This is a genomic window from Paenibacillus sp. MZ04-78.2 (genome assembly GCF_024213375.1).
GTDB lineage: Bacteria > Bacillota > Bacilli > Paenibacillales > NBRC-103111 > Paenibacillus_G.
Map to the genome: position 1 here is coordinate 1 of NZ_JANAVJ010000005.1, position 25,807 is coordinate 25,807.

Annotated in this window: 27 protein-coding genes and 1 pseudogene; 27 read left to right on the forward strand and 1 reads right to left on the reverse strand. The window is 52.6% G+C overall.

The genetic code is table 11. From position 1 onward, the window contains the following. The 3 genes and pseudogenes from NLX71_RS05520 to NLX71_RS05530 form a co-directional block, all read left to right on the forward strand. Positions 1-1,095, forward strand: a pseudogene (locus NLX71_RS05520) (hypothetical protein); the annotation flags it as partial. Continuing rightward, complete coding sequence (locus NLX71_RS05525; RefSeq protein WP_254362499.1) at positions 1,092-1,388, forward strand: EscU/YscU/HrcU family type III secretion system export apparatus switch protein; 297 nt, start codon at positions 1,092-1,094, stop codon at positions 1,386-1,388. The pseudogene NLX71_RS05520 and the gene NLX71_RS05525, both read left to right, overlap by 4 nt. Further along, complete coding sequence (locus NLX71_RS05530; RefSeq protein WP_254362500.1) at positions 1,367-1,759, forward strand: YraN family protein; 393 nt, start codon at positions 1,367-1,369, stop codon at positions 1,757-1,759. Before NLX71_RS05525 ends, NLX71_RS05530 begins: the two co-directional genes overlap by 22 nt. Positions 1,760-1,778: 19 nt before the next feature. On the opposite strand, the gene NLX71_RS05535 is transcribed toward NLX71_RS05530, so the two are convergent. After that, a complete protein-coding gene (locus NLX71_RS05535; protein ID WP_254362501.1) occupies positions 1,779-3,365 on the reverse strand; it encodes a YifB family Mg chelatase-like AAA ATPase in 1,587 nt (528 codons plus the stop codon). A gap of 184 nt (positions 3,366-3,549) precedes the next feature. Between NLX71_RS05535 and NLX71_RS05540 the strand changes: the two genes are divergently transcribed. The 24 genes from NLX71_RS05540 (at position 3,550) to NLX71_RS05655 (ending at position 25,773) form a co-directional block, all read left to right on the forward strand. Continuing rightward, positions 3,550-3,810, forward strand: coding sequence for a hypothetical protein (locus tag NLX71_RS05540; RefSeq protein ID WP_254362502.1), 261 nt, complete (start codon positions 3,550-3,552; stop codon positions 3,808-3,810). A 314-nt stretch (positions 3,811-4,124) separates the two neighbouring features. Continuing rightward, complete coding sequence (gene sucC / locus NLX71_RS05545) at positions 4,125-5,285, forward strand: ADP-forming succinate--CoA ligase subunit beta (RefSeq protein ID WP_254362503.1); 1,161 nt, start codon at positions 4,125-4,127, stop codon at positions 5,283-5,285. A gap of 61 nt (positions 5,286-5,346) precedes the next feature. Next, on the forward strand, positions 5,347-6,279 hold the full coding sequence (gene sucD / locus NLX71_RS05550; protein WP_010491325.1) for a succinate--CoA ligase subunit alpha: 933 nt from the start codon (positions 5,347-5,349) through the stop codon (positions 6,277-6,279). A 141-nt stretch (positions 6,280-6,420) separates the two neighbouring features. Continuing rightward, a complete protein-coding gene (gene dprA, locus NLX71_RS05555) occupies positions 6,421-7,524 on the forward strand; it encodes a DNA-processing protein DprA (RefSeq protein ID WP_254362504.1) in 1,104 nt (367 codons plus the stop codon). Positions 7,525-7,564: 40 nt separating this feature from the next. Next, entirely contained in the window at positions 7,565-9,667 is a 2,103-nt protein-coding gene (topA, locus tag NLX71_RS05560; protein WP_254362505.1) for a type I DNA topoisomerase, read from the forward strand. Positions 9,668-9,701: 34 nt separating this feature from the next. Further along, positions 9,702-11,030, forward strand: coding sequence for an FADH(2)-oxidizing methylenetetrahydrofolate--tRNA-(uracil(54)-C(5))-methyltransferase TrmFO (gene trmFO, locus NLX71_RS05565; protein WP_254362506.1), 1,329 nt, complete (start codon positions 9,702-9,704; stop codon positions 11,028-11,030). Between the two features lie 232 nt (positions 11,031-11,262). Next, positions 11,263-11,805, forward strand: coding sequence for an ATP-dependent protease subunit HslV (gene hslV / locus NLX71_RS05570; protein WP_254362507.1), 543 nt, complete (start codon positions 11,263-11,265; stop codon positions 11,803-11,805). An 11-nt stretch (positions 11,806-11,816) separates the two neighbouring features. Further along, entirely contained in the window at positions 11,817-13,220 is a 1,404-nt protein-coding gene (hslU, locus tag NLX71_RS05575; RefSeq protein WP_216793965.1) for an ATP-dependent protease ATPase subunit HslU, read from the forward strand. Positions 13,221-13,243: 23 nt separating this feature from the next. Next, entirely contained in the window at positions 13,244-14,017 is a 774-nt protein-coding gene (gene codY, locus NLX71_RS05580; RefSeq protein WP_254362508.1) for a GTP-sensing pleiotropic transcriptional regulator CodY, read from the forward strand. A 242-nt stretch (positions 14,018-14,259) separates the two neighbouring features. After that, a complete protein-coding gene (flgB, locus tag NLX71_RS05585) occupies positions 14,260-14,661 on the forward strand; it encodes a flagellar basal body rod protein FlgB (RefSeq protein ID WP_254362509.1) in 402 nt (133 codons plus the stop codon). Positions 14,662-14,664: 3 nt separating this feature from the next. After that, entirely contained in the window at positions 14,665-15,120 is a 456-nt protein-coding gene (flgC, locus tag NLX71_RS05590; protein WP_254362510.1) for a flagellar basal body rod protein FlgC, read from the forward strand. 22 nt (positions 15,121-15,142) lie between these two features. Beyond that, positions 15,143-15,445: a flagellar hook-basal body complex protein FliE gene (fliE, locus tag NLX71_RS05595; protein WP_254362511.1), complete on the forward strand. Its 303-nt coding sequence runs from the start codon at positions 15,143-15,145 to the stop codon at positions 15,443-15,445. Between the two features lie 44 nt (positions 15,446-15,489). After that, a complete protein-coding gene (gene fliF, locus NLX71_RS05600) occupies positions 15,490-17,085 on the forward strand; it encodes a flagellar basal-body MS-ring/collar protein FliF (RefSeq protein WP_254362512.1) in 1,596 nt (531 codons plus the stop codon). A gap of 13 nt (positions 17,086-17,098) precedes the next feature. Continuing rightward, positions 17,099-18,115, forward strand: coding sequence for a flagellar motor switch protein FliG (fliG, locus tag NLX71_RS05605; RefSeq protein WP_254362513.1), 1,017 nt, complete (start codon positions 17,099-17,101; stop codon positions 18,113-18,115). After that, positions 18,108-18,926, forward strand: a complete 819-nt coding sequence (locus NLX71_RS05610) for a FliH/SctL family protein (protein WP_254362514.1) — start codon at positions 18,108-18,110, stop codon at positions 18,924-18,926. Before fliG ends, NLX71_RS05610 begins: the two co-directional genes overlap by 8 nt. Before the next feature lie 3 nt (positions 18,927-18,929). Then, positions 18,930-20,249 (forward strand): flagellar protein export ATPase FliI, encoded by a 1,320-nt coding sequence (gene fliI / locus NLX71_RS05615; RefSeq protein ID WP_254362515.1) that lies wholly within the window; start codon positions 18,930-18,932, stop codon positions 20,247-20,249. A gap of 8 nt (positions 20,250-20,257) precedes the next feature. Continuing rightward, on the forward strand, positions 20,258-20,698 hold the full coding sequence (fliJ, locus tag NLX71_RS05620; protein ID WP_254362516.1) for a flagellar export protein FliJ: 441 nt from the start codon (positions 20,258-20,260) through the stop codon (positions 20,696-20,698). A 27-nt stretch (positions 20,699-20,725) separates the two neighbouring features. Then, positions 20,726-21,649, forward strand: coding sequence for a MotE family protein (locus NLX71_RS05625; protein WP_254362517.1), 924 nt, complete (start codon positions 20,726-20,728; stop codon positions 21,647-21,649). Between the two features lie 26 nt (positions 21,650-21,675). Further along, positions 21,676-23,151, forward strand: coding sequence for a flagellar hook-length control protein FliK (locus NLX71_RS05630; protein WP_254362518.1), 1,476 nt, complete (start codon positions 21,676-21,678; stop codon positions 23,149-23,151). Between the two features lie 34 nt (positions 23,152-23,185). Continuing rightward, positions 23,186-23,635, forward strand: coding sequence for a flagellar hook capping FlgD N-terminal domain-containing protein (locus NLX71_RS05635; RefSeq protein WP_254362519.1), 450 nt, complete (start codon positions 23,186-23,188; stop codon positions 23,633-23,635). Next, on the forward strand, positions 23,632-24,009 hold the full coding sequence (locus NLX71_RS05640; protein ID WP_254362520.1) for a TIGR02530 family flagellar biosynthesis protein: 378 nt from the start codon (positions 23,632-23,634) through the stop codon (positions 24,007-24,009). Before NLX71_RS05635 ends, NLX71_RS05640 begins: the two co-directional genes overlap by 4 nt. 173 nt (positions 24,010-24,182) lie before the next feature. Further along, positions 24,183-25,016 carry a flagellar basal body rod protein FlgG gene (flgG, locus tag NLX71_RS05645; RefSeq protein WP_254362521.1) on the forward strand — a complete coding sequence of 278 codons (834 nt, stop codon included), beginning with the start codon at positions 24,183-24,185 and terminating at the stop codon, positions 25,014-25,016. Between the two features lie 54 nt (positions 25,017-25,070). Then, positions 25,071-25,292 carry a flagellar FlbD family protein gene (locus tag NLX71_RS05650; protein ID WP_090668700.1) on the forward strand — a complete coding sequence of 74 codons (222 nt, stop codon included), beginning with the start codon at positions 25,071-25,073 and terminating at the stop codon, positions 25,290-25,292. Positions 25,293-25,317: 25 nt separating this feature from the next. Continuing rightward, entirely contained in the window at positions 25,318-25,773 is a 456-nt protein-coding gene (locus NLX71_RS05655) for a flagellar basal body-associated FliL family protein (RefSeq protein ID WP_254362522.1), read from the forward strand. Positions 25,774-25,807 lie beyond the last annotated feature (34 nt).

Here is a 25,807-nt window from a genome sequence, read left to right on the forward strand (position 1 = left end):
GCGCAGCCGGGAGCGGGCGCAAGCGCGGGAGCGCAAGCAGCGGCGCAGCCGGGAGCGGGCGCAAGCGCGGGAGCGCAGGCAGCGGCGCAGCCGGGGACGGGCGCAGGCGCGGGAGCGCAGGCAGCGGCGCAGCCGGGGACGGGCGCAGGCGCGGGAGCGCAAGCAGCGGCGCAGCTGGGAGCGAGCGCAGGCGCGGGAGCGCAGGCGGCGGCGCAGCCGGGAGCGGGCGCAAGCGCGGGAGCGCAGGCGGCGGCGCAGCCGGGAGCGGGCGCAAGCGCGGGAGCGCAAGCAGCGGCGCAGCCGGGAGCGGGCGCAAGCGCGGGAGCGCAAGCAGCGGCGCAGCCGGTACAAGCGCCGCAAGAGGGCGGCAACTTGATCGGACGCCTTATGAAAACGCTTGGCATCGAGCATGAGCATCAGGCGATGAAGCTGCTGGAACGGACCATGCCGGATGCCCCGCAGTCGGGATTGTCTCACGCATCAGCCGGTGCGCAAGCCGACTTTGCCAAATCGGCAGACACGCTCAAAAGCCTGCTGATGCAACTGTCGCAGGCTTCCGATGCTCCGCAAGGCTTGAAGGACGCGGCCCAGCAGGCGGTGCAGCAAATTACCGGTCAGCAGCTCATGTTAAGCGCCGACCGGAATGCGATGCTTTCTCATCTCACGCTGTTTGTGCCGATCATGCATGCCGGCGGCGAACAGACGGCTGCGGTCCATATACAATCGCGCAAAGGCAAAAACGGCAGCCTGGACGCCAGCAACTGTCGGCTTGTGTTCGATCTGCGCATGAAAATGCTTGGAGATACTATGGTCGACGTGCAGGTCGTAAACGGTATTGTCAGCCTGCATGTTCATAACGATTTGCCGTTTACGCAGGAGCTGCTGGAAGCGCACAAAGAAGAGATTGCGGCCGGACTTGCGTCCATCGGCTATCAATTTATATCGATGAAATACAGTCCGTATCCGACGAAAGCCGTTCAGGAGGGCAACGATGCCGTTTCGGCTTTTGCCGAGACTCTTAACCATCCCGGAGGCGGCCGGTTGCCGAACGCATACTCGCAAAAACCGTATAAGGGAATGGACATTCGGATATGAAGGAGAAACCAGTCGGGTTAAAAAAAGCGGTGGCCCTGAAATACGCCCCCGAAATGTCGGATGCCCCGAAGGTTATCGCCAAAGGGAAAGGCAGAATCGCCGAGCATATTATGGAGAAAGCCAAGGAAAGCGGCGTTCCGATTCAGGAAGACGCATCCCTGGTCGAAGTATTGTCCAAGCTTGATCTGGATCAAGAGATACCGCCTGAGCTTTATAAACTGGTCGCCGAGGTGCTTAGTTATATTTACCGCTCGGATCAACGAGCCAAGGAATGGAGGAACGATGGCCGATGAAGGAAACCCGGCTCAGCCGCAAGGAACTCGGAGCCCTCGGAGAAGCGGCGGCGGCCGATCATTTGCAGGCGCAAGGATTTAAGCTTCGGGGCCGAAATTGGCACTGCCGGACCGGCGAAATCGACTTGATTGCGGAGGATCACGGGATTTTGGTTTTTATCGAGGTACGGACCCGCAGCATAGGCGGGACCTTCGGCACGCCGCAGGAGTCGGTCAATGCGCGCAAGCAGCGTCAGGTGATGGAGACCGCTCAAGTATATATGCATATGCAGCGACTCCAGGACAAGCAGGTCCGTTTCGACGTAATCTCGATCCAAACGGACCCGACGGGTGCTGTCCGGGAGCTTGAGCATATCCGCAACGCTTTTTAACCGAAAAGCGGCTGCGGATTTATTTTTTATCAAGCACCCGATATTGCAGCGCCTCGGCCACATGAGCTGCCCGGATCTCGGACTGCCCTTCCAGATCGGCAATCGTGCGCGCGATTTTCAGAATCCGGTCATGCGCGCGCACGCTCAAACCGAGCGCGGCAAACGACCGCTCCAGCAGCTGCGAGGAGGGCAGGTCCAGTTTCACATGCTCCCGCAGCTTTTTGCCGTTAAGCTCACTGTTAAACATGATGCCCGCCTTAGCGTATCGGCGCTTTTGGATGTCGTGCGCCCGCTCCACGGCGGCGCGCATTTCCGCAGACGACAAAGGCTGCTGCGACCCGCGCAAGTCCTTATACTCGATTCTCGGCACTTCGACATGCAGATCGATCCGGTCCAAGAGCGGCCCGGAAATTTTCGCGCGATAACGCGATATTTTAAGCGGGCTGCATACGCAGCCTTGTTGATCGCTCGCCGCCCCCCAATACCCGCAAGGACACGGATTCATCGAGGAAGCAAGCAGAAAGTGCGCCGGAAAGCGATAAACCGCCCGCGCTCGGCCGATGGTCACGAACCGGTCCTCCATCGGCTGGCGCAGCACTTCCAGGGCGACCCGGGAAAACTCCGGAAGCTCGTCCAGAAAAAGCACGCCTCGATGCGCCAAGCTTACTTCTCCGGGCTTGGGAATGCCCCCGCCTCCCACAAGGCCTCCAGCGGAAATCGTATGGTGGGGCATCCGAAACGGCCGCTCGCGGATAAGCTGCCGCCGGTCGGCGAATTTTCCCGAAGCGCTGTAAATTTTCGTGACGTCCAGCGACTCCGAATCGCTCATGGGCGGCAAAATGGTAGGAAGTCTTTTGGCCAGCATCGTTTTGCCGGTCCCCGGAGGACCGATAAGGATGAAATTGTGCATGCCGGCTGCGCTGATCATAAGCGCCCGCTTGACATGGAGCTGACCGTTGACGTCCGCATAATCCTCCTCCGTTTCTCTCGTTTCCCGAGACGCAGCCGATTTGGGACGGGACGATACCCCGCTTCCTGCTAAAGATTCCATCGACCCGGCTTTCAATTCCGCGGCACCGCCTGCAATAGCCGCATCTGCATTCCCCGCGGAACGCCGAAACTGACCCAAATGCCGAACGCAGCGAATGTCGCATCCCCCGATCCAAGCGGCTTCCTCCGCATCTTCCGTCGGGGCGATCACACGCGCTATGCCATGTTCCCGGGCTGTTGCTATCATCGATAAGACGCCGGGGACCGACCGGACGGAACCGTCCAGCGCAAGCTCCCCGATAATCAACGTATCATTTAGCGCTTCGCCCGGCAGCTGCCCGCTCGTCTTGAGAATGCCGAGGGCGATGGCCAAGTCGAAGGCAGAGCCTTCTTTGCGCAAATCCGCCGGCGCCAGATTCACCGTGATCCGCTGCAAAGGAAACGTAAAGCCGCAATTTTTGATCGCGGCCCGGACACGCTCCATCGATTCTTTGATGGCCACATCGGGCAGCCCGACGATCATCATTTGCGGCAAACCGTTGCTCAGATCCACCTCGACTTCGACCAGCTTTCCGTCCACGCCATGCAGACAAGCGCTTACCACTTTTCCGTACATAACTAAACACACCTTTCCCATGTCGATTCATGGCGAAAGGTGCTTCCTTATCTGCCGTATTCTATTCACTTCCCTGTTATTGTAATATGTCCCCTCGACCAGCGCAACCGGACCGCACCGTTCCGGGATGTTTCCGGATAAAAAATCAACAATTGGCAAAAATACTCGATGAGGTGATCATGAGATGCAGGAAAAACCTTACTTTTGTCCGAACTGCCGTTCCAACCGTGTCAAATTCAGCGTAATCTCAAGCTTCTCCCAACCTTTTTTCAAGGACGCGATTTCCGGAACCGTCCAAGAGGTAACCGAGCCGCAGCGCATCGACGAAACCGAACCGACCATTCAATGCATGGTGTGCAGCTTTACCGGAAACGAGATGCGTTTTGTAAAGCAAGCGGAGCGGGAGCCTCGAGCGGGGACGCCGACCAATCCGGCTTACTATTAACAGGAAACTGCGCGCGGCGCATCTATTTCGGTATGTACAGTATCGGATAGATGCGCTTTTTACATATTTTGCGGCCGTGCAATGTTTAATTTTCCAAATAACTATTCTTTTCGACGCTTATAAAAAAGATGTATCAAATATTTAACGCGAAATATAAGGAAACCGCTCGAAAAAAGTGGTACAATGATAAAGGTTTGCCGTTTAGGACATGCTAATGTTTGGCAACCGGACTTTATTAGCGAGTGGACTCGTCCCGAGCTTGGGAAGGGTCGATTCCATATAGTAAGTCATTACTGATAGGAGGATTTTGCTAAATGAATATCCATGAGTCTCAAGGCAAAGCAGTGCTGAAACAGTACGGGGTTGCCGTACCGGAAGGAAAAGTGGCTTTCACGGTAGACGAAGCGGTGGAAGCGGCGAAAGCGCTGGGTACTCCTGTAGTTGTCGTAAAAGCGCAAATTCACGCTGGCGGCCGCGGTAAAGCGGGCGGTGTCAAAGTTGCCAAGAACCTCGACGAAGTTCGTACATACGCACAGGAAATCTTGGGTAAAGTCCTCGTTACGCATCAAACCGGTCCGGAAGGCAAAGAAGTGAAGCGCCTCCTGATCGAGCAAGGCTGCGATATTAAGAAAGAATACTACATCGGCCTCGTGGTCGACCGCGCTACGGGCCGCGTCGTCATGATGGCTTCCGAAGAAGGCGGAACGGAGATCGAAGAAGTAGCCGCCCGCACTCCGGAGAAAATCTTCAAAGAAGTCATCGATCCGGCTGTCGGTCTGCAAGCGTTTCAAGCGCGCAAGCTGGCTTATGCCATCAATATTCCGGGCGAGCTCGTAGGCAAAGCCGTGAAATTCATGATCGCTTTGTATACCGCTTTCGTCGAAAAAGATTGCTCCATCGCCGAAATCAACCCGCTCGTCATTACGGGTGACGGCAACGTTATGGCGCTTGACGCGAAGATGAACTTCGACTCCAACGCGCTGTTCCGTCATAAAGACATTCTTGAGCTCCGTGACTTGAACGAAGAGGACGCAAAAGAAATCGAAGCTTCCAAGTTCGACCTGAGCTACATTGCGCTCGATGGCAATATCGGCTGTATGGTTAACGGTGCAGGTCTGGCCATGGCGACCATGGATATCATCAAATACTATGGCGGCGAACCGGCCAACTTCCTCGATGTAGGGGGCGGCGCTACGAAAGAGAAAGTAACCGAAGCGTTCAAAATCATCCTGTCCGACGAGAATGTAAAAGGAATTTTCGTTAACATTTTCGGCGGCATTATGAAGTGCGACATTATCGCTGAAGGCGTTGTAGCTGCGGCGAAGGAACTGGGTCTGGACCGTCCGCTTGTCGTACGTCTGGAAGGCACGAACGTGGAACTCGGCAAAAAGATTTTGAACGAATCCGGTTTGAACATCGTAGCAGCCGATTCGATGGCCGATGGCGCGCAAAAAATCGTTGCGCTGGTGAAGTAATTTCTCTTTCCGAAGCAGCACCTTTCTTCTTCCATACTATTAGAGGATGTGAATTTTAACCATGTCTATTTTGGTTGATAAAAATACGAAGGTCATCACTCAGAACATGACAGGCAAGACAGGCATGTTCCATACGCTGGGCGGCCTGGAGTACGGCACGCAAATGGTAGCTGGCGCGGTTCCGGGCAAAGGCGGCACGAATGTTGATTTCACGCTGGAAAACGGCACGACGGTAACGCTTCCTGTGTACAACACCGTACTGGAAGCGAAAAATGCGACCGGCGCGACCGCTTCGGTGATCTACGTTCCGCCGGCTTTTGCTGCGGATTCGATCATGGAAGCCGTTGACGCGGAGCTCGATCTCGTCATCTGCATCACCGAAGGTATCCCGGTGCTGGATATGGTCAAAGTCAGCCGTTACATGGAAGGTAAAAAGACCCGTTTGATCGGGCCGAACTGCCCAGGCGTCATCACTCCGGGCGAGTGCAAAATCGGCATCATGCCGGGCTACATCCATACCCCGGGTCATGTCGGCGTTGTATCCCGAAGCGGAACGCTGACTTACGAAGCGGTACATCAGCTGACGACTCGCGGCATCGGCCAATCGTCTGCCGTAGGCATCGGCGGAGACCCGGTAAAAGGCTCCGAGTTCATCGATATCCTGAAGCTGTTCAACGAAGATCCGGATACTTATGCCGTCATCATGATCGGTGAAATCGGTGGTTCCGCAGAAGAAGAAGCGGCAGAGTGGATCGCAGCGAACATGAAGAAGCCGGTTGTCGGCTTCATCGGCGGTCAAACGGCGCCTCCGGGAAAACGGATGGGCCACGCGGGCGCCATCATTTCCGGCGGCAAAGGGACGGCAGCGGAGAAAGTCGCAACGATGGAACGCTGCGGCATCAAAGTAGCGCCGACACCTTCCGAAATGGGCTCCACTCTGGTGAGCGTATTGGAAGAAAAAGGCCTGCTCGAAAAGTGCATCACCAAGAAGTAAGCAGTCTTTCGCATTAATGACGAGATGGCAAGCAGCCTCTCAAATCCGTATGGAGTACGGGTTTGAGAGGCTTTTTTATTTTTTGGCTATACCTTACAAAGGAAGAAAGTTGTTTCTGACTAAAGGAGTGAGCTATACTATATGGACAACCGAAGCATGCTATTTGCCTTGAATCATATGGAAGGTGTCGGTTCCAGGACGATTGGCCGGCTGATGCGGCATTTTCCGCAGTTATCTGATATCCTTTCGCTCAGCTACGCCAATTGGCTCGAATTTGGCTTGACCCCGGTCCGGGCCGAACAAATGGCAAGAGGACTCGGCAAGTTAACCGAAGCCTGGCTGGACGCCAAGCGATCCCGTTATGAAGAGCTGCATATCGAATGGGTGGTCCTTGGGGATTACCGTTATCCGGCAATGCTTTTGGAGACGGCCGACCCGCCTTGGATTTTGTATTACCAGGGACAACTGGACATTGTTAACCGCCCGTGCATTGCCATGGTCGGCACGCGCACTCCGACCGCCTACGGAAACATGACGGCCGAGCGTCTGGCCGAATCGTTATCTACAGCAGGCGTATGCGTGGTAAGCGGGCTCGCCCGAGGAATTGATAGCGCGGCCCACGAAGGAGCTTTACGCAGTCACGGGGGTACGATAGCCGTGCTGGGGTGCAGTATCGAGACGGTGTATCCGCCCGAGAACAAATCTTTATACCGTAAAATTTCCGAAAGCGGACTGCTTCTTTCCGAATACCCGCTCGGCACAAGGCCGCATCCCGGCTTGTTTCCGCAGCGCAACCGCATTATTGCCGGACTGAGCCTCGGCGTTGTCGTGGTTGAAGCGGCGGTGAAAAGCGGCTCTCTCATCACGGTCGATCAGGCGCTGGAAGCTTCGCGCGACGTGTTTGCCGTTCCCGGCCCCATCTCCTCTCCCAAGAGCGAAGGCACGTTATCCTTGTTGAAACAGGGCGCCAAGCTGGTAACCGGAGCGGCAGACATCTTGGAGGAATACGCAGGCCGGATATCCTTGGATCAAAAGGCATACATTATGAATACAACGGAAGTAAAGCCTGTCTTGACTGAAGATGAGCAAAAAATTGTCGACATGCTTCAGATCCGACCGCTTACGATCGACGAATTGCTTTTGCAAAGCCAATTTACCTTTGGACATTTGCATTCAGTTCTGATAAATTTACTAATGACGCGCAGGATCGTCGAACTACCGGGTTCGGTGTACGCCGTACCTTGATGGTCATACATATTTCCATTGTCGAAGGGGGCAAGACCCTATGGCCGATTCGTTAGTCATTGTGGAGTCACCCGCAAAAGCCAAAACGATCAGCAAATATTTAGGAAGCAAATATATTGTAAAAGCATCGATGGGGCATATTCGGGATTTGCCGAAGAGCCAGATCGGAGTCGAAGTCAAGAAAAACTTTGAACCGAAATATATTACGATCCGGGGCAAAGGCTCCGTACTTAAAGAACTTAAAGACGCAAGCAAGCGCGTGAAAAAAGTATATCTTGCAGCGGACCCTGATCGCGAAGGCGAGGCGATTGCCTGGCATTTGGCACATTATCTTGAGCTTTCCGATCAGGAAGCATGCCGTGTCGTGTTCAACGAGATCACGAAGCAGGCGGTCAAGGATGCTTTCAAGACGCCTCGCAAAATCAATCAGGATCTGGTGAACGCACAGCAGGCCCGGCGCATCTTGGACCGGCTGGTAGGCTACAAAATCAGCCCGCTGCTTTGGAAGAAGGTCAAGAAAGGGCTATCCGCCGGCCGGGTGCAATCCGTGGCTGTGAAGCTGATCTATGACCGCGAGAACGAGATTAAAGCGTTCGAGCCGGAAGAGTATTGGACCATTACGGCCAAGTTGTCCTCCGGAAAGGCGGATTTTGAAGCGAAGTTTTACTGCTTGGACGGCAAAAAGAAAGAGTTGAAGAACGAAGCGGAAGTGAACGCCGTCCTGGACGCGCTTCAGCAGGCTGATTTTATTGTAAGCGAAGTCAAGGAAAAGGAGCGTCTCCGCAATCCGTCCCCTCCGTTCATTACTAGCTCGCTCCAGCAGGAGGCGGCCCGCAAATTAAATTTTCGCGCGGCCAAAACAATGTCCGTAGCGCAGCAATTATATGAAGGAATCGATCTCGGCAGCGAAGGTACGGTCGGCTTGATTACGTATATGCGTACTGATTCGACGCGGATTTCGCCTGTCGCCCAAGAAGAAGCGAAAGACTACATCGTGCAAAAATTCGGGGAGTCCTTTTATCCCGAAACGCCACGCGTCTATGCGAAGAAAAATTCGAACGCGCAGGACGCGCACGAAGCGATCCGTCCGAGCTCGGTACTGCGCGAGCCGGATCAGATCAAGGGGCACTTGAGCCGCGATCAATATCGCCTCTACAAGCTTGTTTGGGAGCGCTTTGTTGCGAGTCAGATGGCTTCCGCGGTCATGGATACGATGACCGTCGATTTAACGGCCGCCAACACGATTTTCCGGGCCGTCGGTTCGAAGGTGAAGTTCCACGGCTTTATGAAGGTGTATGTGGAAGGCAACGACGATGCCGCGGCCGATACCGGAGATGACGATAAACTGCTGCCGCCCCTGAAAGAAGGGGACAAGGTAAAAAAGCAGCAGATCGATCCGAAGCAGCATTTTACGCAGCCTCCGCCGCGTTTTACGGAAGCGCGTTTGGTTAAGGCGTTGGAAGAAATGGGCATCGGACGTCCGAGTACCTATGCTCCAACCCTCGAAACGATCCAAAAGCGCGGTTATGTGGCTATAGAGGAAAAGAAATTTGTGACGACCGAGCTCGGCGAACTGGTTATTCAGCTGATGATCGAATTTTTTCCGGAAATTCTGGATGTGGATTTTACCGCTCATATGGAAGAGGGGCTGGACCACATCGAGGAAGGGAAAGAGGATTGGGTCAACGTGCTGAGCGAATTTTACGAGTCGTTCGAGAAACGGCTTGAAGTGGCCGAGGAAGAGATGGAGAAGGTCGAGATTCAGGACGAGGTTTCCGATGAGATTTGCGAGAAATGCGGCCGTCATTTCGTTTACAAGATGGGACGCTTTGGCAAGTTTTTGGCCTGCTCCGGCTTCCCGGAATGCCGCAATACGAAGCCGATCGTCAAGGATACCGGCGTTACCTGTCCGAATTGCCACGAAGGGAAAATCATCGAACGCCGCAGCAAAAAAGGACGCATCTTCTATGGATGCGACCGCTATCCGGAGTGCGATTTTGTCTCGTGGGATAAACCGGTAGGGCACCCGTGTCCGAAGTGCGGCGCGCTGCTCGTCGAAAAACGAAACAAATCGGGAACGTTCACCCAATGCGTGTCCTGCGACTTTAGAGAAGAAGCGAAAGAAGAGCAAGATCAGGACTAACTTGTCATCTGGCTTCATATAGGAGGAACGGAAGTTGACTGTCTTACCGAAAGTGACTGTCATCGGCGCGGGCTTGGCTGGCAGCGAAGCTGCGTGGCAAATCGCAAGCCAAGGCGTGCCGGTGGTTTTATATGAAATGCGTCCCGTGACAAAAACGCCTGCGCACATTTCCGATCAATTTGCCGAGCTTGTCTGCAGCAATTCGCTGCGGGCGAACGGATTGACGAATGCGGTGGGCGTATTGAAGGAAGAAATGCGCATCCTGAACTCGTTGATATTGCGCGCAGCCGACAAGCATGCCGTTCCGGCCGGCGGGGCGCTTGCCGTCGACCGGGAAGGCTTCTCGGGCGAGGTGACGTCCCTGCTGCGCAACCACCCGCTGATCGAGGTGCGCAACGAGGAGCTGGAGTCGCTCCCCGAAGGAATAGTCGTCGTTGCGACCGGACCGCTGACCTCGCCTGCGCTTTCCAAGCATTTGCAGGAGCTGACGGGCGAGGAGTACTTATACTTCTATGACGCGGCAGCGCCGATTGTGGAAAAAGAATCGATCGACATGAGCAAGGTTTACCTTGCCTCCCGTTATGATAAGGGGGAAGCGGCCTATTTGAACTGCCCGATGACCGAAGAGGAGTTCACGGCGTTCTATGAAGCCTTGATCTCTGCGGAAACGGCGCCGGTGAAGGAGTTCGAAAAAGAGATTTATTTCGAAGGCTGCATGCCGATCGAAGTGATGGCGAAGCGCGGCCGGCAAACCGTCTTATTCGGTCCGATGAAGCCCGTTGGGCTGATCAATCCGCATACGGGTGAATTGCCTCATGCGGTCGTTCAGCTGCGTCAGGATAATGCGGCGGGCACGCTCTATAATTTAGTAGGCTTTCAGACCCATCTGAAGTGGGGCGAACAGAAACGGGTACTTTCCCTGATTCCCGGATTGGAAAACGCGGAGTTTGTCCGGTACGGCGTCATGCACCGCAATACGTTCATCAATTCGCCCAGATTGTTGCGCCCTACTTACCAGTTCAAAGACCGGGACAGCTTGTTCTTTGCCGGGCAGATGACCGGTGTGGAAGGATATGTCGAATCGGCCGCTTCGGGCCTTATTGCAGGGATGAACGCGGCGCGCTACGCCAAAGGGGAGGAGCTGTTCGTGCTGCCTCCGGATACCGCGCTCGGCAGTATGGCGCAATACATCACGACGGCGGATTTCAAACATTTTCAGCCGATGAACGCCAACTTCGGGCTATTCGCGCCGCTGGACGAGAAGATCAAAAATAAGAAGCTGAAGTATGAAAAAATTGCCACGCGTGCAATTGAGAAAATTCAGAATTTTTCACGAAACCTATACAATTCGCCTTGTAAATAAAACATGTACTATGTTACGATAGATCACGAATCTAATCTCGCTCCGTCAGCGCGGAGCCTCCGCCAAACTAAGCTTGAAACAGCTTAGTTTTCGTCTTGTAGACAACTAATTTATGCAGCATCAGCGAAGTTCCGGAAGCCCGTAGCGAGTTGCTATTGTGGGCGGAAAAGTGCTTTATTCGAAGCTTTCTGGACAATAGCTTTCTGGACAATAGAGGAGGAATATCGGGCCCATGGAGCAATTTCATGCCACGACGATTTTTGCCGTCCGCCATCAGGGCAAGGGTGCTATAGCAGGGGACGGACAAGTGACCTTCGGCAACAGCATGGTCATGAAAAGTCAAGCTAAAAAAGTGAGAAGATTGTATCGCGGCAACGTCGTAGCCGGGTTTGCCGGTTCGGTCGCTGATGCGATTACATTATTTGAGAAGTTCGAGGCGAAGCTGGAGGAGCACCATGGTAATTTGCAGCGCTCCGCCGTCGAACTGACCAAAGATTGGCGTCAGGACCGAGTGCTGCGGAGGCTGGAGGCGATGATGATTGTGATGGACCGAAGCGGGCTGCTGCTTTTGTCGGGCAACGGGGAAATCATCGAGCCGGACGACGGCATTCTGGCGATCGGTTCCGGGGGCAGTTTTGCGCTTGCCGCCGGCCGGGCGCTGCACCGTTATGCGCCGCAGATGAGCGCGAAGGAAATCGCCCATGCCGCGCTAACGATGGCGGCCGAGATTTGCGTGTTTACGAATCATAATATCATTGTGGAAGAAATCGAATGATCCAGGAGGTTATGACGTTGAAGCAAATAGCCTTAACCCCCAGAGAAATCGTAGCCGAATTGGATAAGTATATCGTCGGACAGAAGCAGGCCAAGAAGTCCGTTGCCGTCGCGCTGCGCAACCGGTACCGCCGGAGCCTGCTCGAAGAATCGCTCCGCGACGAGATCGCACCGAAGAACCTGTTAATGATCGGACCGACGGGCGTCGGCAAGACGGAAATCGCTCGCCGCATGGCAAAGCTGGTGAATGCGCCGTTTATCAAAGTCGAGGCGACCAAATTTACGGAAGTCGGATACGTCGGACGCGATGTTGAGTCAATGGTCCGGGACTTGGTGGAAACGTCGATTCGCATGGTAAAAGCAGAGAAAACCGATAAGCTTAAGGACCGTGCGGAGCAAATGGTTAACGACCGGATCGTATCCATCCTTGTACCTAGTCCTTCCAAGCACCGGGGCCAGCGCAATCCGCTGGAAATGCTGTTTGGCCAGCAGAACGCGGGCCATACGGACACGGAGCCGGAAACGGATTCGTCGATTGCATCCCAGAGACAGGAAGTTAGGGAACGTCTTCTGCGCGGTGAGCTTGAGAATCAAGTGATCGAAATTGAGGTGGAGGACAGTTCTCCTTCGATGTTCGATATGCTGGCAGGACAAGGCAACGATCAGGCGGGCATGAATATGCAGGAGCTGTTCGGAAGCCTGATGCCGAAGCGGACGAAAAAACGCAAGCTTCCGATCAAAGAAGCGCGCAAAGTGCTGCTGCAAGAGGAAGCCCAAAAGCTGCTGGATATGGACGAAGTGATCCAGGAAGCGGTGAAGCGGGCCGAGCAGGGAGGCATCATTTTCATCGACGAGATCGACAAGATATGCAGCTCCAGCCGCGGAAGTGGGCCAGACGTCTCACGTGAAGGCGTACAGCGGGACATTTTACCTATTGTCGAAGGGTCGACCGTGATGACAAAATACGGCCCTGTAAAAACGGATTATATCCTGTTTGTGGCGGCCGGAGCATTTCATATTGCGAAACCGTCGGATTTGATACCCGAGCTTCAGGGGCGGTTTCCGATCCGGGTCGAGCTGAGCAGTTTATCGGAGCAGGACTTTGTGCTCATTTTGAAAGAACCGAAAAATGCGTTGACCAAACAATATACGGCACTGCTGGAAACGGAAGGAATTCGTGTCGAATTTTCCGACGAAGCGATTCTGGAAATCGCCCGGATTGCCGCCGACGTGAATCAGAATACCGACAACATCGGCGCCCGCCGTTTGCATACCATTTTGGAGAAGCTGCTGGAGGATTTGTCTTTTGAAGCGCCGGAAATCACGCTTGAGCAAATCGTAATTTCACCGGAGTATGTCAGAGAAAAGCTGTCCGGTATCGTGCAGAACCGGGATCTCAGCCAGTACATTTTGTAATTGTCAACTTGGAGGCAAGACTAATGACACTTTTGATGAAAACCAGAAGACTGAATAAACTGCTGCAAAAGGAAGCGGGGAACCCGGTCAGTTTTATGGATATGGCCGCGGTGCTGAGCGATATTTTGCAGGCGGATATATTTGTCGTCAGTCGGAGGGGGAAGGTGCTGGGGAGCGCGTTCACAACGCCCGTATTCGAGGTCGGCGTGAACGAGATGGTATTGCAGGAAAACCGGTTTCCGTCCGAATATAACCGGCTTTTGCTTAAGGTGGAGGAGACGTCCTCCAATTTGGAGGCAGGCAGCGAATTCGATATTTTTCGACAAATTTCAACGGATTCGGGTTTTTACATGACGATTGTCCCAATTATCGGCGGCGGCGAACGATTGGGAACGCTTGTTCTCACGAAAAGCAACAGTATGTTTATCGACGACGATTTGATTTTGGCGGAATATGGTTCTACGGTTGTGGCGATGGAAATTTTGCGCGAAAAGGCGGAGAAAATTGAGATCGAAGCCCGGGGGAAAGCGGTTGTTCAGGTGGCGGTCGGTTCGTTATCCTTCAGCGAGCTGGAAGCGGTCGAACATATTTTCGAGCAGCTCGAAGGATCGGAAGGCCTCCTTGTGGCCAGTAAAATCGCGGATCGCGTAGGGATTACCCGTTCGGTGATTGTCAATGCCCTGCGCAAGCTGGAAAGCGCTGGTGTCATTGAAACGCGTTCGCTTGGCATGAAGGGAACGTATATTCGTATTTTGAATGATCAATTGATAGCTGGTATCCAAAGTGTGAAAGCATAGCTAGCATTCTCAAAAACGTGAAATATTTAACATTTCGAGCTCTATATGCAAATATAGGGCTTTTTTCATATTGTATTCATTTCCAAGATCTCTCAATATAGATGTAGTTCTCTTTTACTACAATTTCCGACAACTGCTTTGTATTTTTTTTACGTTTAGATGTCGAAGGAAGGAGGATATTACGTTATCTTGTTGAATAACTACTAGATTCAGAATCATCCTCGGAAAGTGGGAGTCAACGCATGAATATTTTAAACAAGCCCTCATTTCAAACGCTGGAGCGTGCCCTTGACGCCGCTGCACTCAGGCAGAAAGTGATTGCAGACAATGTGGCAAATGTCGACACGCCCTTTTTCAAACGATCGGATGTTCGTTTTGAAGAACTGCTGCAGCAGGAAATGAACGGAGCCGGGATTGAAGGGTATCGGACCGACCCGAGACATTTTTATATCGGACGCCCGCCAAAGCCGGAACCGCAACTCGTTCGTGACAACCAGTCCATGGTTAACAACAACTTGAATAACGTCGATATCGATTACGAAATGACGCTCATGGCCAAAAACCAACTTCGATACAACGTCATGGTCCAGCAAGTCAGCGGTGAAATCAAAAAAATCAGAACAGCTATCGGCGGGAGAGTGTAGCGGATGAGACTTACAAACGGATTTGACATCAGTTCTTCCGCGCTAACGGCACAGCGCTTCCGGATGGACGTTATTTCGTCCAACATCGCCAATGCGGACTCGACAAGAGCACAGATGGTGAACGGCAAATGGGTTCCGTATCATCGGAAGCTGGTGTCTTTCGAGCCAAAACAGCAAAAATTCGCCGAGTCGCTTGCCAATGCCATGTCCGGTAAAAATTCGGGTGCCGGAAACGGCGTACGGGTAACCCAAGTGATCGACGATCCTTCTCCTTTTAGGCAGCAATACGACCCGACGCATCCGGATGCGGACGAGAACGGCATGGTACTTTTGCCCAATGTGGACATTTTGAAAGAAATGGTCGATATGATCTCGGCTACCCGATCCTACGAAGCCAACGTCACCGCACTGAACGCTTCCAAAGCTTTCATCGGGAAAGCGTTGGAAATCGGGAAATAGTTAACGAAAAGGAGCAATAATCATGATCGAATCCCTGAAATTGCAGCAGCCGCAGCAGATTGCCGGCGCCGTTCAACCCAAAATAACAAGCGCATCCGAAGCTTCGGACCAATTCGGAAAATTTTTGAGCGACGCCGTCGCCGATTTGAATGACAAGCAGTCCACCGCCGATGCAATGAAAGGCCAGTTCGTCACAGGAGAAATCTCCGACGTGCATCAACTGATGATCGCCTCTGAAAAAGCGTCTTTGGGATTAGAGCTCACGGTTCAAGTGCGAAACAAAGTCATCGAGGCCTATCAAGAAATCATGAGAACGCAAATCTAATCTTCAATCGTACCTGACGAGGGTTCATCAGATGGGGTGAAACAGTGAACGAAAATGTACTCCAATATTGGAACCGAACGAAGCAATATTGGAATCAATTCAGCAAAACGCAAAAGTGGACTGTTGTCGCAACTGTGATTTTGGTCATACTGACGGTGGGAATTATTAGTTATAATTTTTCTAAAACCGAGTACGCCCTGGCTTATACGAACTTGCAGCCTAGCGACGCAGCGGCCATCAAAGCGTACTTGGACGGTGCCAAAATCCCGTATCAGCTCAGCGAAGACGGAAAAAGCATCGGCGTTCCGCGCAGTCAAGTCGCCAGTGTCAAGCTGGCCGTCGAATCGCAAGGCTTGAACAAAAACGGCAACGTCGGCTATGGCGCCTTCAGCCAAAGCAGCACCTTCGGCACCACGGACAGAGAATTCGATGTCAAATACGTCAATGCCGTTCAAGGCGAGCTGCAGCAGCTCATCAACTCGAACAATGCGATCGCAAGCTCGAAAGTATTGATCAGCTTGCCACAGGAAAGCTTGTTCTTGCGGAAGGGGGAGCAACCGGAGAAAGCATCGGCCTCCGTCGTGCTTGATATCAAGCCAGGCTATACGCTTGATCAAGCCAAGGTCGATACGATGTACAACTTGGTTTCTCACAGCATCAAAGGGCTGCCGATCGAGAACATTACGATTTCCGATCAAAACGGCGATCTGCTTGAGTACTCCAAAGCGAATGGCAAAGTAAACGGAGCTTCCAATATCGCTTTGCAGCAGTTCGAAATCAACAACAAGTTCAGAAACGACGTGCAGCGCAATGTGCAGCAAATGCTTGGCTCTATTCTCGGCCGGGACAAAGTGATCGTAAGCGTGTTCTCGACGATGAACTTCGATCAGACGAGACGCAAGGAGCAGCTGGTGACCGCGCCGAATACGGTAGACCAAACCGGGCTCGATATTTCGATCCAAGAGATCCAAAAGAACTATACGAGCGACGGCGGAGCAGGGACGTCCGGCGTTCCGGGAACGGGCGCGACGGATGTGCCGGGATACCCGGGTAGCAGCAACAACGGAAAAACGAATTCCGAAGAGCTGCAAAAAACGGTAAACCGGGAAGTCAACCGGATTACAAACGAAATTGAGATGACGCCTTACATAGTAAAAGACTTAAGCATTAACGTTGGCATTGAACCACCCGATCCGCAAAATCCGGCTTCGCTTAAGCCAGAAACGGTGAGTGAGATCCGGAATATGCTCGGCAATGTGGTACGTGCAGGCTTGGCCGATAACAAGCAACCGATAACGGACGCGGAGCTACTTAAAAAAGTAACTGTGTTTCCTCATACGTTCGCTAAAACGAACGGAACTCAAGGAACGAGCACGAATTCGATGCTGCTCTACGGGGCACTCGGCGGATTGGCTCTTGCGTTGCTCGGCGGAGGCGCCTACTGGTTTATACGCAGACGCAAGGCGCAGAAAGAGGAAGAAGAAGAGATTCTGGACGAATCGCCGCGGGTGGAATTCCCGACCATCGATATCGATAACTTGAACAATGAAAATCAAGTGCGCAAGCAGCTGGAACAGCTTGCCAAGAAAAAGCCGGATGAATTTGTGAATCTGCTCCGCACTTGGTTAGTAGACGAATAGAGGTGTGCAACACTTGGCTAAAGTACAGCAACCGGGTTTAACGGGGCGACAAAAAGCCGCAATTCTATTGATTAGTTTGGGTCCGGAAGTGTCCGCTCAAATTTTTAAACATCTGCGTGACGAAGAAATTGAGCAGCTCACTTTGGAAATAGCCAATGTCAGAAAAGTTGACAACGCCGAAAAAGAAGCGATCTTGGCAGAATTCCATCAAATTTGCTTAGCCCAAGAATTCATATCGCAAGGCGGTATCACTTATGCGAAAGAGATTTTGGAGAAAGCGCTCGGATCTCAAAAAGCATTGGATATCATCAATCGGTTGACGGCGACGCTTCAAGTGAGGCCTTTCGATTTCGCCCGGAAAGCCGATCCTGCTCAAATCTTGAACTTTATCCAGAATGAAAATTCGCAAACCATTGCTCTGGTTCTCGCGTACCTGCAGCCGGAGCAAGCCTCCATCATCCTGTCCTCGCTTCCTCAGGAGAAGCAGGCGGATGTGGCGAAGCGGGTTGCCTTGATGGACAGCACGTCGCCGGAGGTCATCAGCCAAGTCGAGCGGGTACTTGAGCAGAAGCTTTCCGCCACGGTTACGCAGGACTATACGAATGCCGGCGGGATTTCGGCCGTCGTTCAAATTTTGAACGGCGTCGACCGGGGGACAGAGCGCACGATCCTCGATTCGCTTGAAATTCAGGACCCTGAGCTTGCCGAGGAAATCAAGAAGCGGATGTTCGTATTCGAAGACATCGTCAATATCGACAACCGTTCGATCCAACGGATTATCCGCGACATCGAGAATGCCGACCTCCAATTGGCGCTTAAAGTGGCCAGCGAAGAAGTTCGGGAAGCCATTTTCAAAAACATGTCCAAGCGGATGGCCGAATCGTTCCGGGAAGAAATGGAGTACATGGGACCGGTTCGGCTGCGTGACGTCGAAGAAGCGCAAACGCGCATCGTAGCTACGATCAGACGTTTGGAAGAAGCCGGTGAAATCATCATCGCCCGTGGCGGAGGAGATGATATTATTGTCTAATGTCATCAAATCATTTCAATATGTAGCGATGGAAGACAGCAAGCTTGTAGAGCCTCCGGCCCCTCACGTTCTTAAACAAGAACAACTGCAAGACGGCGAACTGACGGAGGAACAACAGCTTGAGCTCGACAATCTGATGCAGATGAAGGACCAAATTCTTCAAGATGCCGAGTCGTTTGCCGAAGAGCAAGTACGCGCCGCTATGGATGAAGCCGCGGCCGTCAGACAGCAAGCCCAAGCCGAGATTGAAGCTTGGTGGGACGAGCGCAGACAGTTGGATCAGGAAACGATCGAGCAAGCGATGGACCGGGGATTCGAGCAAGGCTACCAGGAAGGGCTGGCCAGATCCGAGGCGGAGCTTCGCCAGCAGTACGACAGCATGCTGCAGGAAGCGTCGCAAATTTTGGAACAATCGTACGTTTTAAAGCAGCAGATCATTCAAGAATCCGAACCGTTCTTAATCGAGCTCAGCTGCTCGATTGCCGAGAAAATCGTCGACCGCCAGCTGACGCTGGAATCTGGATGGGTCATCGAACTGATTCAAAAGGTACTGTCGCGGCGGAGAGAAAAGGGAATTATTGCGCTTTGCGTATCGCCTTCTCAATTCTCCTATATACAAGACGCGCGAGAAGAACTTTTGTTGCACTTAGATTCGCAAGCGGAGTTGCAAATTATTCCGGATGCTTCGGTACAAGATCGCGGATGCGTGATTCGTTCCTCCTTCGGAAGCATCGACGCCCGCATTGACACACAGCTGAACGAAATCAAGAATGCGCTTCGGCAAGTGGCGCTGCGAAGCGAGGGATCTTAGATCATGCAGGTGCCATCCGCGCAGAAATACATAGAGCATTTAAGTCAAGTCGACCCGGTGCGCGTAAACGGAAAAGTCACTCAGGTCATTGGATTAACGGTCGAATCGGAGGGACCGGATGCGAGCATCGGCGACGTATGCTACATCTATCCGCTCAAGTCGAACCAGCCGCTCAAAGCGGAGGTTGTCGGCTTTAAGAACAACAAGGTTATTCTTATGCCGCTCGGCGAGCTTCATGCGATCGGTCCGGGCTGCGATGTGGTCGGAACCGGCAAGCCGCTGACGGTTCAAGTAGGGCATGAGCTGCTCGGAAAAGTGCTGGACGGGCTCGGACAGCCGCTCGACGGAACGTTTTTGCCGTCACGCATGACACAATATTCTACGAATAATATACCTAACAATCCGTTAAAACGGCCGCGCGTTCTGGAGCCGATAAGCGTCGGCGTACGCTGCATCGACGGCCTGCTGACGATCGGCAAGGGACAGCGCGTCGGTATTTTCGCCGGGTCCGGCGTCGGTAAAAGTACGCTGATGGGAATGGTCGCCCGCAATACGTCAGCGGATGTGAATGTGATTGCGCTTATCGGAGAGCGGGGCCGTGAGGTGCTCGACTTTATCGAACGCGATCTCGGCCCCGAGGGGCTGGCCCGTTCGGTTGTCATTGTCGCAACGTCGGATCAACCGGCGCTCATTCGGATCAAGGGTGCGCTGATCGCTACGACGATCGCCGAATTTTTTCGCGATCGCGGGATGAATGTGATGATGATGATGGACTCGGTAACCCGGTTTGCTATGGCACAGCGTGAAGTCGGCTTGGCAGTAGGCGAACCTCCTGCAACTCGCGGCTATACGCCTTCCGTATTCGCGACCCTCCCTAAGTTGCTGGAGCGGTCGGGCACTGGGCCTAAGGGTTCCATTACGGCCTTTTACACGGTTCTTGTCGACGGGGATGATATGAATGAGCCGATAGCGGATGCTGTACGAGGAATACTGGATGGTCATATCGTGTTGAACCGTAACATAGCCAACCGCGGGCACTACCCCGCTATCGACGTTCTTGCAAGCGTTAGCCGGGTGATGAAAGAAATTGTTCCCCAAGAGCAGCAGCTTGCGGCCGAGAACCTGAAAAGATTGCTATCTGTGTATAAAGATTCGGAGGATCTGATCAATATCGGGGCGTACCAGCGAGGATCGAATTCAGAAATTGATCAATCTCTCGATGCTATACAATCGATATGGGATTTTACGCGACAGCGCGTCACGGAGAAGCTGACATACGCGGAAGCGCAGGAAAGGCTAATTCGAGAATTTTACAGGGGATGAGAAGGAGCATGCGATTTCGATACACTTTTCAAAAAATCGTTGATTTGAAGACGAACGAGAAAACGCAAGCGGAATGGATGCTGTCCGAGGCGATCGGTAAAATGCATGCGGAGGAATCTTCTCTGGCTGAGCTGGAGAAAGCCAAGTGCGAGATGCAGGAGGAGCTTCATAAATCTTCCAGCCAAGTGACGACGGTATCCAACCTGCTCATGCTGCAAAGTTATGTGAACCATATTGACGGCCGCATTCAGCTCAAGCATCGGGATGTGCAAGAAGCCAAAACGATCGTGCAGCTCAAGCAGGATGATTTGACCGGCAAGATGCTTGAAGAAAAAGTTTGGACGAAAGCAAAAGAAAGAGCGTTCCAGCATTTTTCCAGCGAGGCTTTAAAGAAAGAACAAAATCAGTTGGACGAAATGGCGACGAATCGTTTTAAACGGCTTTCGTAATTCATGAACATGCGGGGAGGTGAGGAAGTGGCAAACACAGATACGGAGAAGTCCTCCTCTTACGGAGCTATGGAGCGGTTTTTAATATGGTTCCTTATCCCTTTTGTTTTTACAGCTGTACTGCTTGGCGTTCTGCTGACGATTTTCGATTATGACGTGATGAACAACGTCCTTCGGGCAGCCAATAAAATTCCTATTGTAAACAGCATCATCCCGGACCCGAAAACGAAGGAGACGGAAAACAAGCCGGAAACGGCAGAAACGGCCGGGGCCGAGTCGTCCGCTCCGACACAGGAGCATGCGAATGCCGGCACGACGGATAAGCTTCAGGAATTGGAACAGGCGCTGAAAAAGGCGGAAGCCGTGCTACAGCAGCGGGATGAGACGATTAAGGAATTGCAGCTCAAGAACAGTACATTGGAAGAAAGCGCAAAAAGCAAGACTTTAAGCGACGAGGAGTATGCGCATCAAATTCAGCAGCTTGCTACCATGTATGCAAAGATGTCGCCGAGCAAATCGGCGCCGATTATGGAGAACTTAACCTCCAAAGAATTGGTTCTGGTGCTTGGGATGATGAAGCCGGACGAGCGCGTAAAGGTGCTGGAGAAGATGAACCCGAAGAAGGCCGCTGACGCCTCGATTCTGCTGAAGGACCAAACGAACGTAAGGGATACGGAAATTGCAGCCTTGCAGGAACGCTTGAAAGAATTGGCGGCGCAGAGCAAACAGCCCGCAGACAAGCTGAGCAAAGACGATTTGGGCAGCACGTTCGCCAATATGACGCCTAAAAGCGCGGCTACCGTCTTGATGGAGATGCAGAAATCGAATTCCGACAAAGTGATCTCTATCTTGAGCTCTATGGATAGCAGCGGACGCTCCAGAGTTTTGTCAGCCATATCGGATCAATCCAAAGAAACCGCGGCCCTGATTTCGGCCCGACTGGTTCAATAAAACCAATGGAAAGGAGGTGAAAAAAGATGGAAATTTCGACACAAACTCCTGTGGCCGCATCTGCCGGGACATCCGCTGCCGGATCGAACGCTTCCGCCAGTACGGGGAGCGCAGCCGGAGGGGCCGGATCTTTCTCGTCGGCTCTAAGCGGTATGATGACAGGCAATGCTTCCGGAGAGGGGGCTACCCCTACAGGAAACGCCGGCTTGTCGGCACTCACTCAATTGATCACTCCGTTAATCGCCGCGCTCCCGCAGACGGCGGATCAGGCCCAGGCACAAACCGTTCAACAAATCGACGGCTTAATCCAACTGCTCGACTCGCCTAAGGGTGAGGATGCGAACGCGCTGACGGACAATCCGGATTTGCAAGCTTGGTTGCAGCAGCTTCAAGCGATGCTGGCAGCACTTTCCTCGAATCAGCCGGATAGCAATCAAGCGGCTGTTCCAACGGATGAAGGAAATAACGCAGAAGAGAGTGCGGAAGCGCTTAACCTGCTACTGTTTATTCCTATGACGCCTGCTGTGGATACGCCTGCGGAGACGAAGGCCGGTGAGCTTGGCGCGATTCAGCAGCCCAAAGCGTTGACGGCGCAGGAAGCCGCCGCATTGTTGAAACAGTTGAAAGACCTGGTAGCGGAAGGAAAAACAGATCCGAAGCTTCAGCAAACGGTGAAAGAGTTGCCGTCTGTTCTGATGTCGGCCGCTTCCAAATTAAGCGAATTGGAAAAAACAAGCGCCGATCAACGCCGAGTTCCTTCCACGATACAGACGGCAGCGGAAGCGGCTCCGTCTTCGGATGCAGGGAAGCTTGTCCAGGTGATCCCCAGCCCGGTGCAGAAGCTCGAAGCGCTTTCAGCCAAGGCCACGATGGTTCAGCTTCATCTGGACCCGCCGAAAGCCGACGAAGGGCCTCTGTTTGAGCCGCTGAACGCGGGAATGGCAGACAGTATGGAAAATCAGCCGATGCCGCTGCACGAATACATCAAGCAGCATGGCGGACATGCTCAGATAAAAGCGCCGGTTGTGCAGATGCAGGCAGGTACTTTTTCGGAGGACATGACGCAGTTTGTCGTTCGTTCCATAGTTATGGGAACCTCGGCAGACGGGATGACCGAGGCTAAAATTTCGTTGTATCCTCAGCATCTCGGACACGTTGAAGTGAAACTGACCATGCATAACGGACAACTGGTTGCGCAATTCGTAGCGGACAGCCTGGCCGGTAAGGAGATGCTGGAAAGCCAGTTATCGCAGCTCAGAACAACATTGCAAAGTCAGGGCATCCAAGTAGAGAAGCTTGAAGTAAGCCAAAGCCAGAACTACCAGTCCGGCATGTTCCAGGAAGGACGCCAGCAGCAGTCCGGACAATCCTCCAAGCAGCAAAAAGCGGCCAGCGGCCGAATCGCCGCGATGGAAGACGAGCTGAACGAGCTGATGGAAGAAGCGAAGACTTCGAGCACCGCAGGCAGCTTGGGAACCGGATCGATTGACGTTACGGCCTAAGTAAGCTTACACCGATGGAGCAGGGGGTGAAACCGTGCCCGATTCAAATATCAGCACCAGGAACATATGGCCGTATTATGCCAAAAATAATATTCAGAACGCCGGCAAAGCCGAGGAGAAAGGGAAATTGGGAAAAGACGAATTTCTTAAAATTCTCATGACCCAATTGCGAAACCAGGACCCGACGCAGCCGCTGCAGGATAAAGAATTCATCGCTCAGATGGCTCAATTTACATCCGTCGAGCAGCTTACTAAAATGAGTTCGGAAATGAAAATGTTTCGGCAGTTGCCTGGATTTGCTTCCAGTCTGATTGGTAAAAAGGTTACCTATACTTACGTCGACAAAAACAACAAATCGGTCGTCAAAACCGGAACTTTGGAATCCATCCTTATGAAGAAGGACGAGCAGTACGCTAAAATTAACGGCGACGAAGTGAAGATGGATCAGATCAGCCAGATTTCCAATCCGGAGGGAACTCCATGACGGATCGAATAACGGTTGGTCGCCTGTTTCCGAATGCAATGACGCCGCAGCCCGTACGACGAACGGACCCGGAACCAAGGGTTCAGACAACCTCGTTCGATGCGATGCTGCAAAATCAACTCGTGCGTTTCAGTCATCACGCGGAACAACGATTGCGGCAGCGGGGCATTCAGCTTGGGCCCGAGCAGCTTGTCAAGCTTAACACCGCGATTGACAAAGCCGCGAGCAAAGGGGCAAAGGATTCGTTGATGCTTCTTAACGATACGGCTCTGATCGTCAACATCAAGAATCGCACGGTAGTTACAGCCATGGACGGAGCATCGATGAAGGACAATGTATTTACCCAAATCGACTCGGCCATGATTATTTCGTAGCGATAGGCCGGCCCGAATTTCGGAGGCCGAGGTTGTGGACCGACTGAAACAACCGAAGAACGAATGTGTTTTTACATGCTGTAACTGACTCCATTCGAAAGCCCAATTACATCATCATTGACAACTGTTTCCATCCATCGATGCGCAGTTGCAATATGGGAGGATAACTATCAATGTTAAGATCGCTTTATTCCGGCATTTCGGGTATGAGAGGCTTTCAAACGAAGCTTGACGTCATTGGCAACAACATCGCAAATGTGAATACGTATGGTTTCAAAGCCAGTCGCGTAGCGTTCAAAGACATGTTAAGCCAAAATATTTCGGGTGTTTCGGCTCCTACCGATAATAAAGGCGGGGTAAATGCCAAGCAGATCGGACTAGGTGTCACGGTTGGCGCTATTGAAACTCTCCATACGCCTGGCAGCGCTCAGACAACGAATAAGATCACGGATTTGCGCATAGACGGAGACGGGTTTTTCACATTAAAAGCTAGTCCTGATCAAGATCAAGCATTCCTGTCTCGCGCGGGCAATTTTGATCTGGATTCCCAACGTCGGCTGATTAATGCTGACGGGCTTTTCGTGACGGACAGCACGGGAGGAATTATCACACTCCCGGAGACGGTAACAGCTTTCAGCATTGATCCTACCGGCGAACTCGTTGGGGTTGGCGCCAACGGAGCTGCGACGCAGTTGGGTATATTTATCGGTGTCGTTAAAGTGGCGAACCCTGGCGGTCTTGAGAAAATTGGCGGAAACCTGTACCGTGTTACACCGAACGCAATGCCGCCGGATGCTATGGAGCTCCCTACAGGAGACGCCGCCCGCGCCAACAACCCGGCAACGGGCACCGGAGCTATCGTTTCCGGACAGCTTGAAATGTCCAACGTGGATTTAACGTCCGAGTTCACGGAAATGATCATCGCGCAGCGCGGTTTCCAGTCCAACTCGAGAATTATTACGACATCCGACGAAGTGCTTCAAGAAGTCGTCGGTCTGAAACGATAGTTTGCTTCAAGGGGGAGGGACTCTCCCCCGACTTTATCCTTTCGGAGGTAACCGATGGTCCGCCTGACACGGCTTAATGGGAAAGCAATCGTCCTGAACGCGCTTTTGATCGAATCAATCGAAGAAACGCCGGACACGATGGTCACGCTGGTGACCGGTAAAAAAATCATGGTGCTCGAGCCGGTGACGGAAGTAATGGACACCGTACACCGCTTTTTGCAAACCGTAGGTCTTGTCGGCGGTACGGTTAAGAGCCTGAATTCGGAGGGGTCGTAAGTTGTTTAAAAGCAGAATTTTCATAATGATTGTTGCTATTCTTATTGCGATTACATTGATATTGACGGCTGCGTTCGTCCTGTGGAACTATATGGATAAAGCTGATCGGAACCCTCAAGAGCAGGCGCAAAGTTCCGCCCGCGATGTAAAACAAGCCAAAAAGCTGACTCCGGATGAGGTCAAGCAAAATACAGTCATCATGAAAGACGTGCTTACCAATTTGGCCGGGGGCAATGGCAAATTCATTAAATTGAGCTTTGCCTTTGAACTGGAAAATAAGAAGGCCAAGGAAGAGTTTGAGAAGTTGGACAGCCAAATGAAGGCCATTGTCATTCAAACGCTATCCGATATGACACCGGAGCAAGTATCGGGAAGCAAGGGCTTCGACAATCTCACTTCCGCCCTTATGAATAAAATGACCCCGCTTCTCCAGGCGGGAAAAATCAATCAAATCTTGATTACGGATTTCGTACTCCAATAACTACATAGCATGCTGCAGCAGCTCAAAGGAGGTG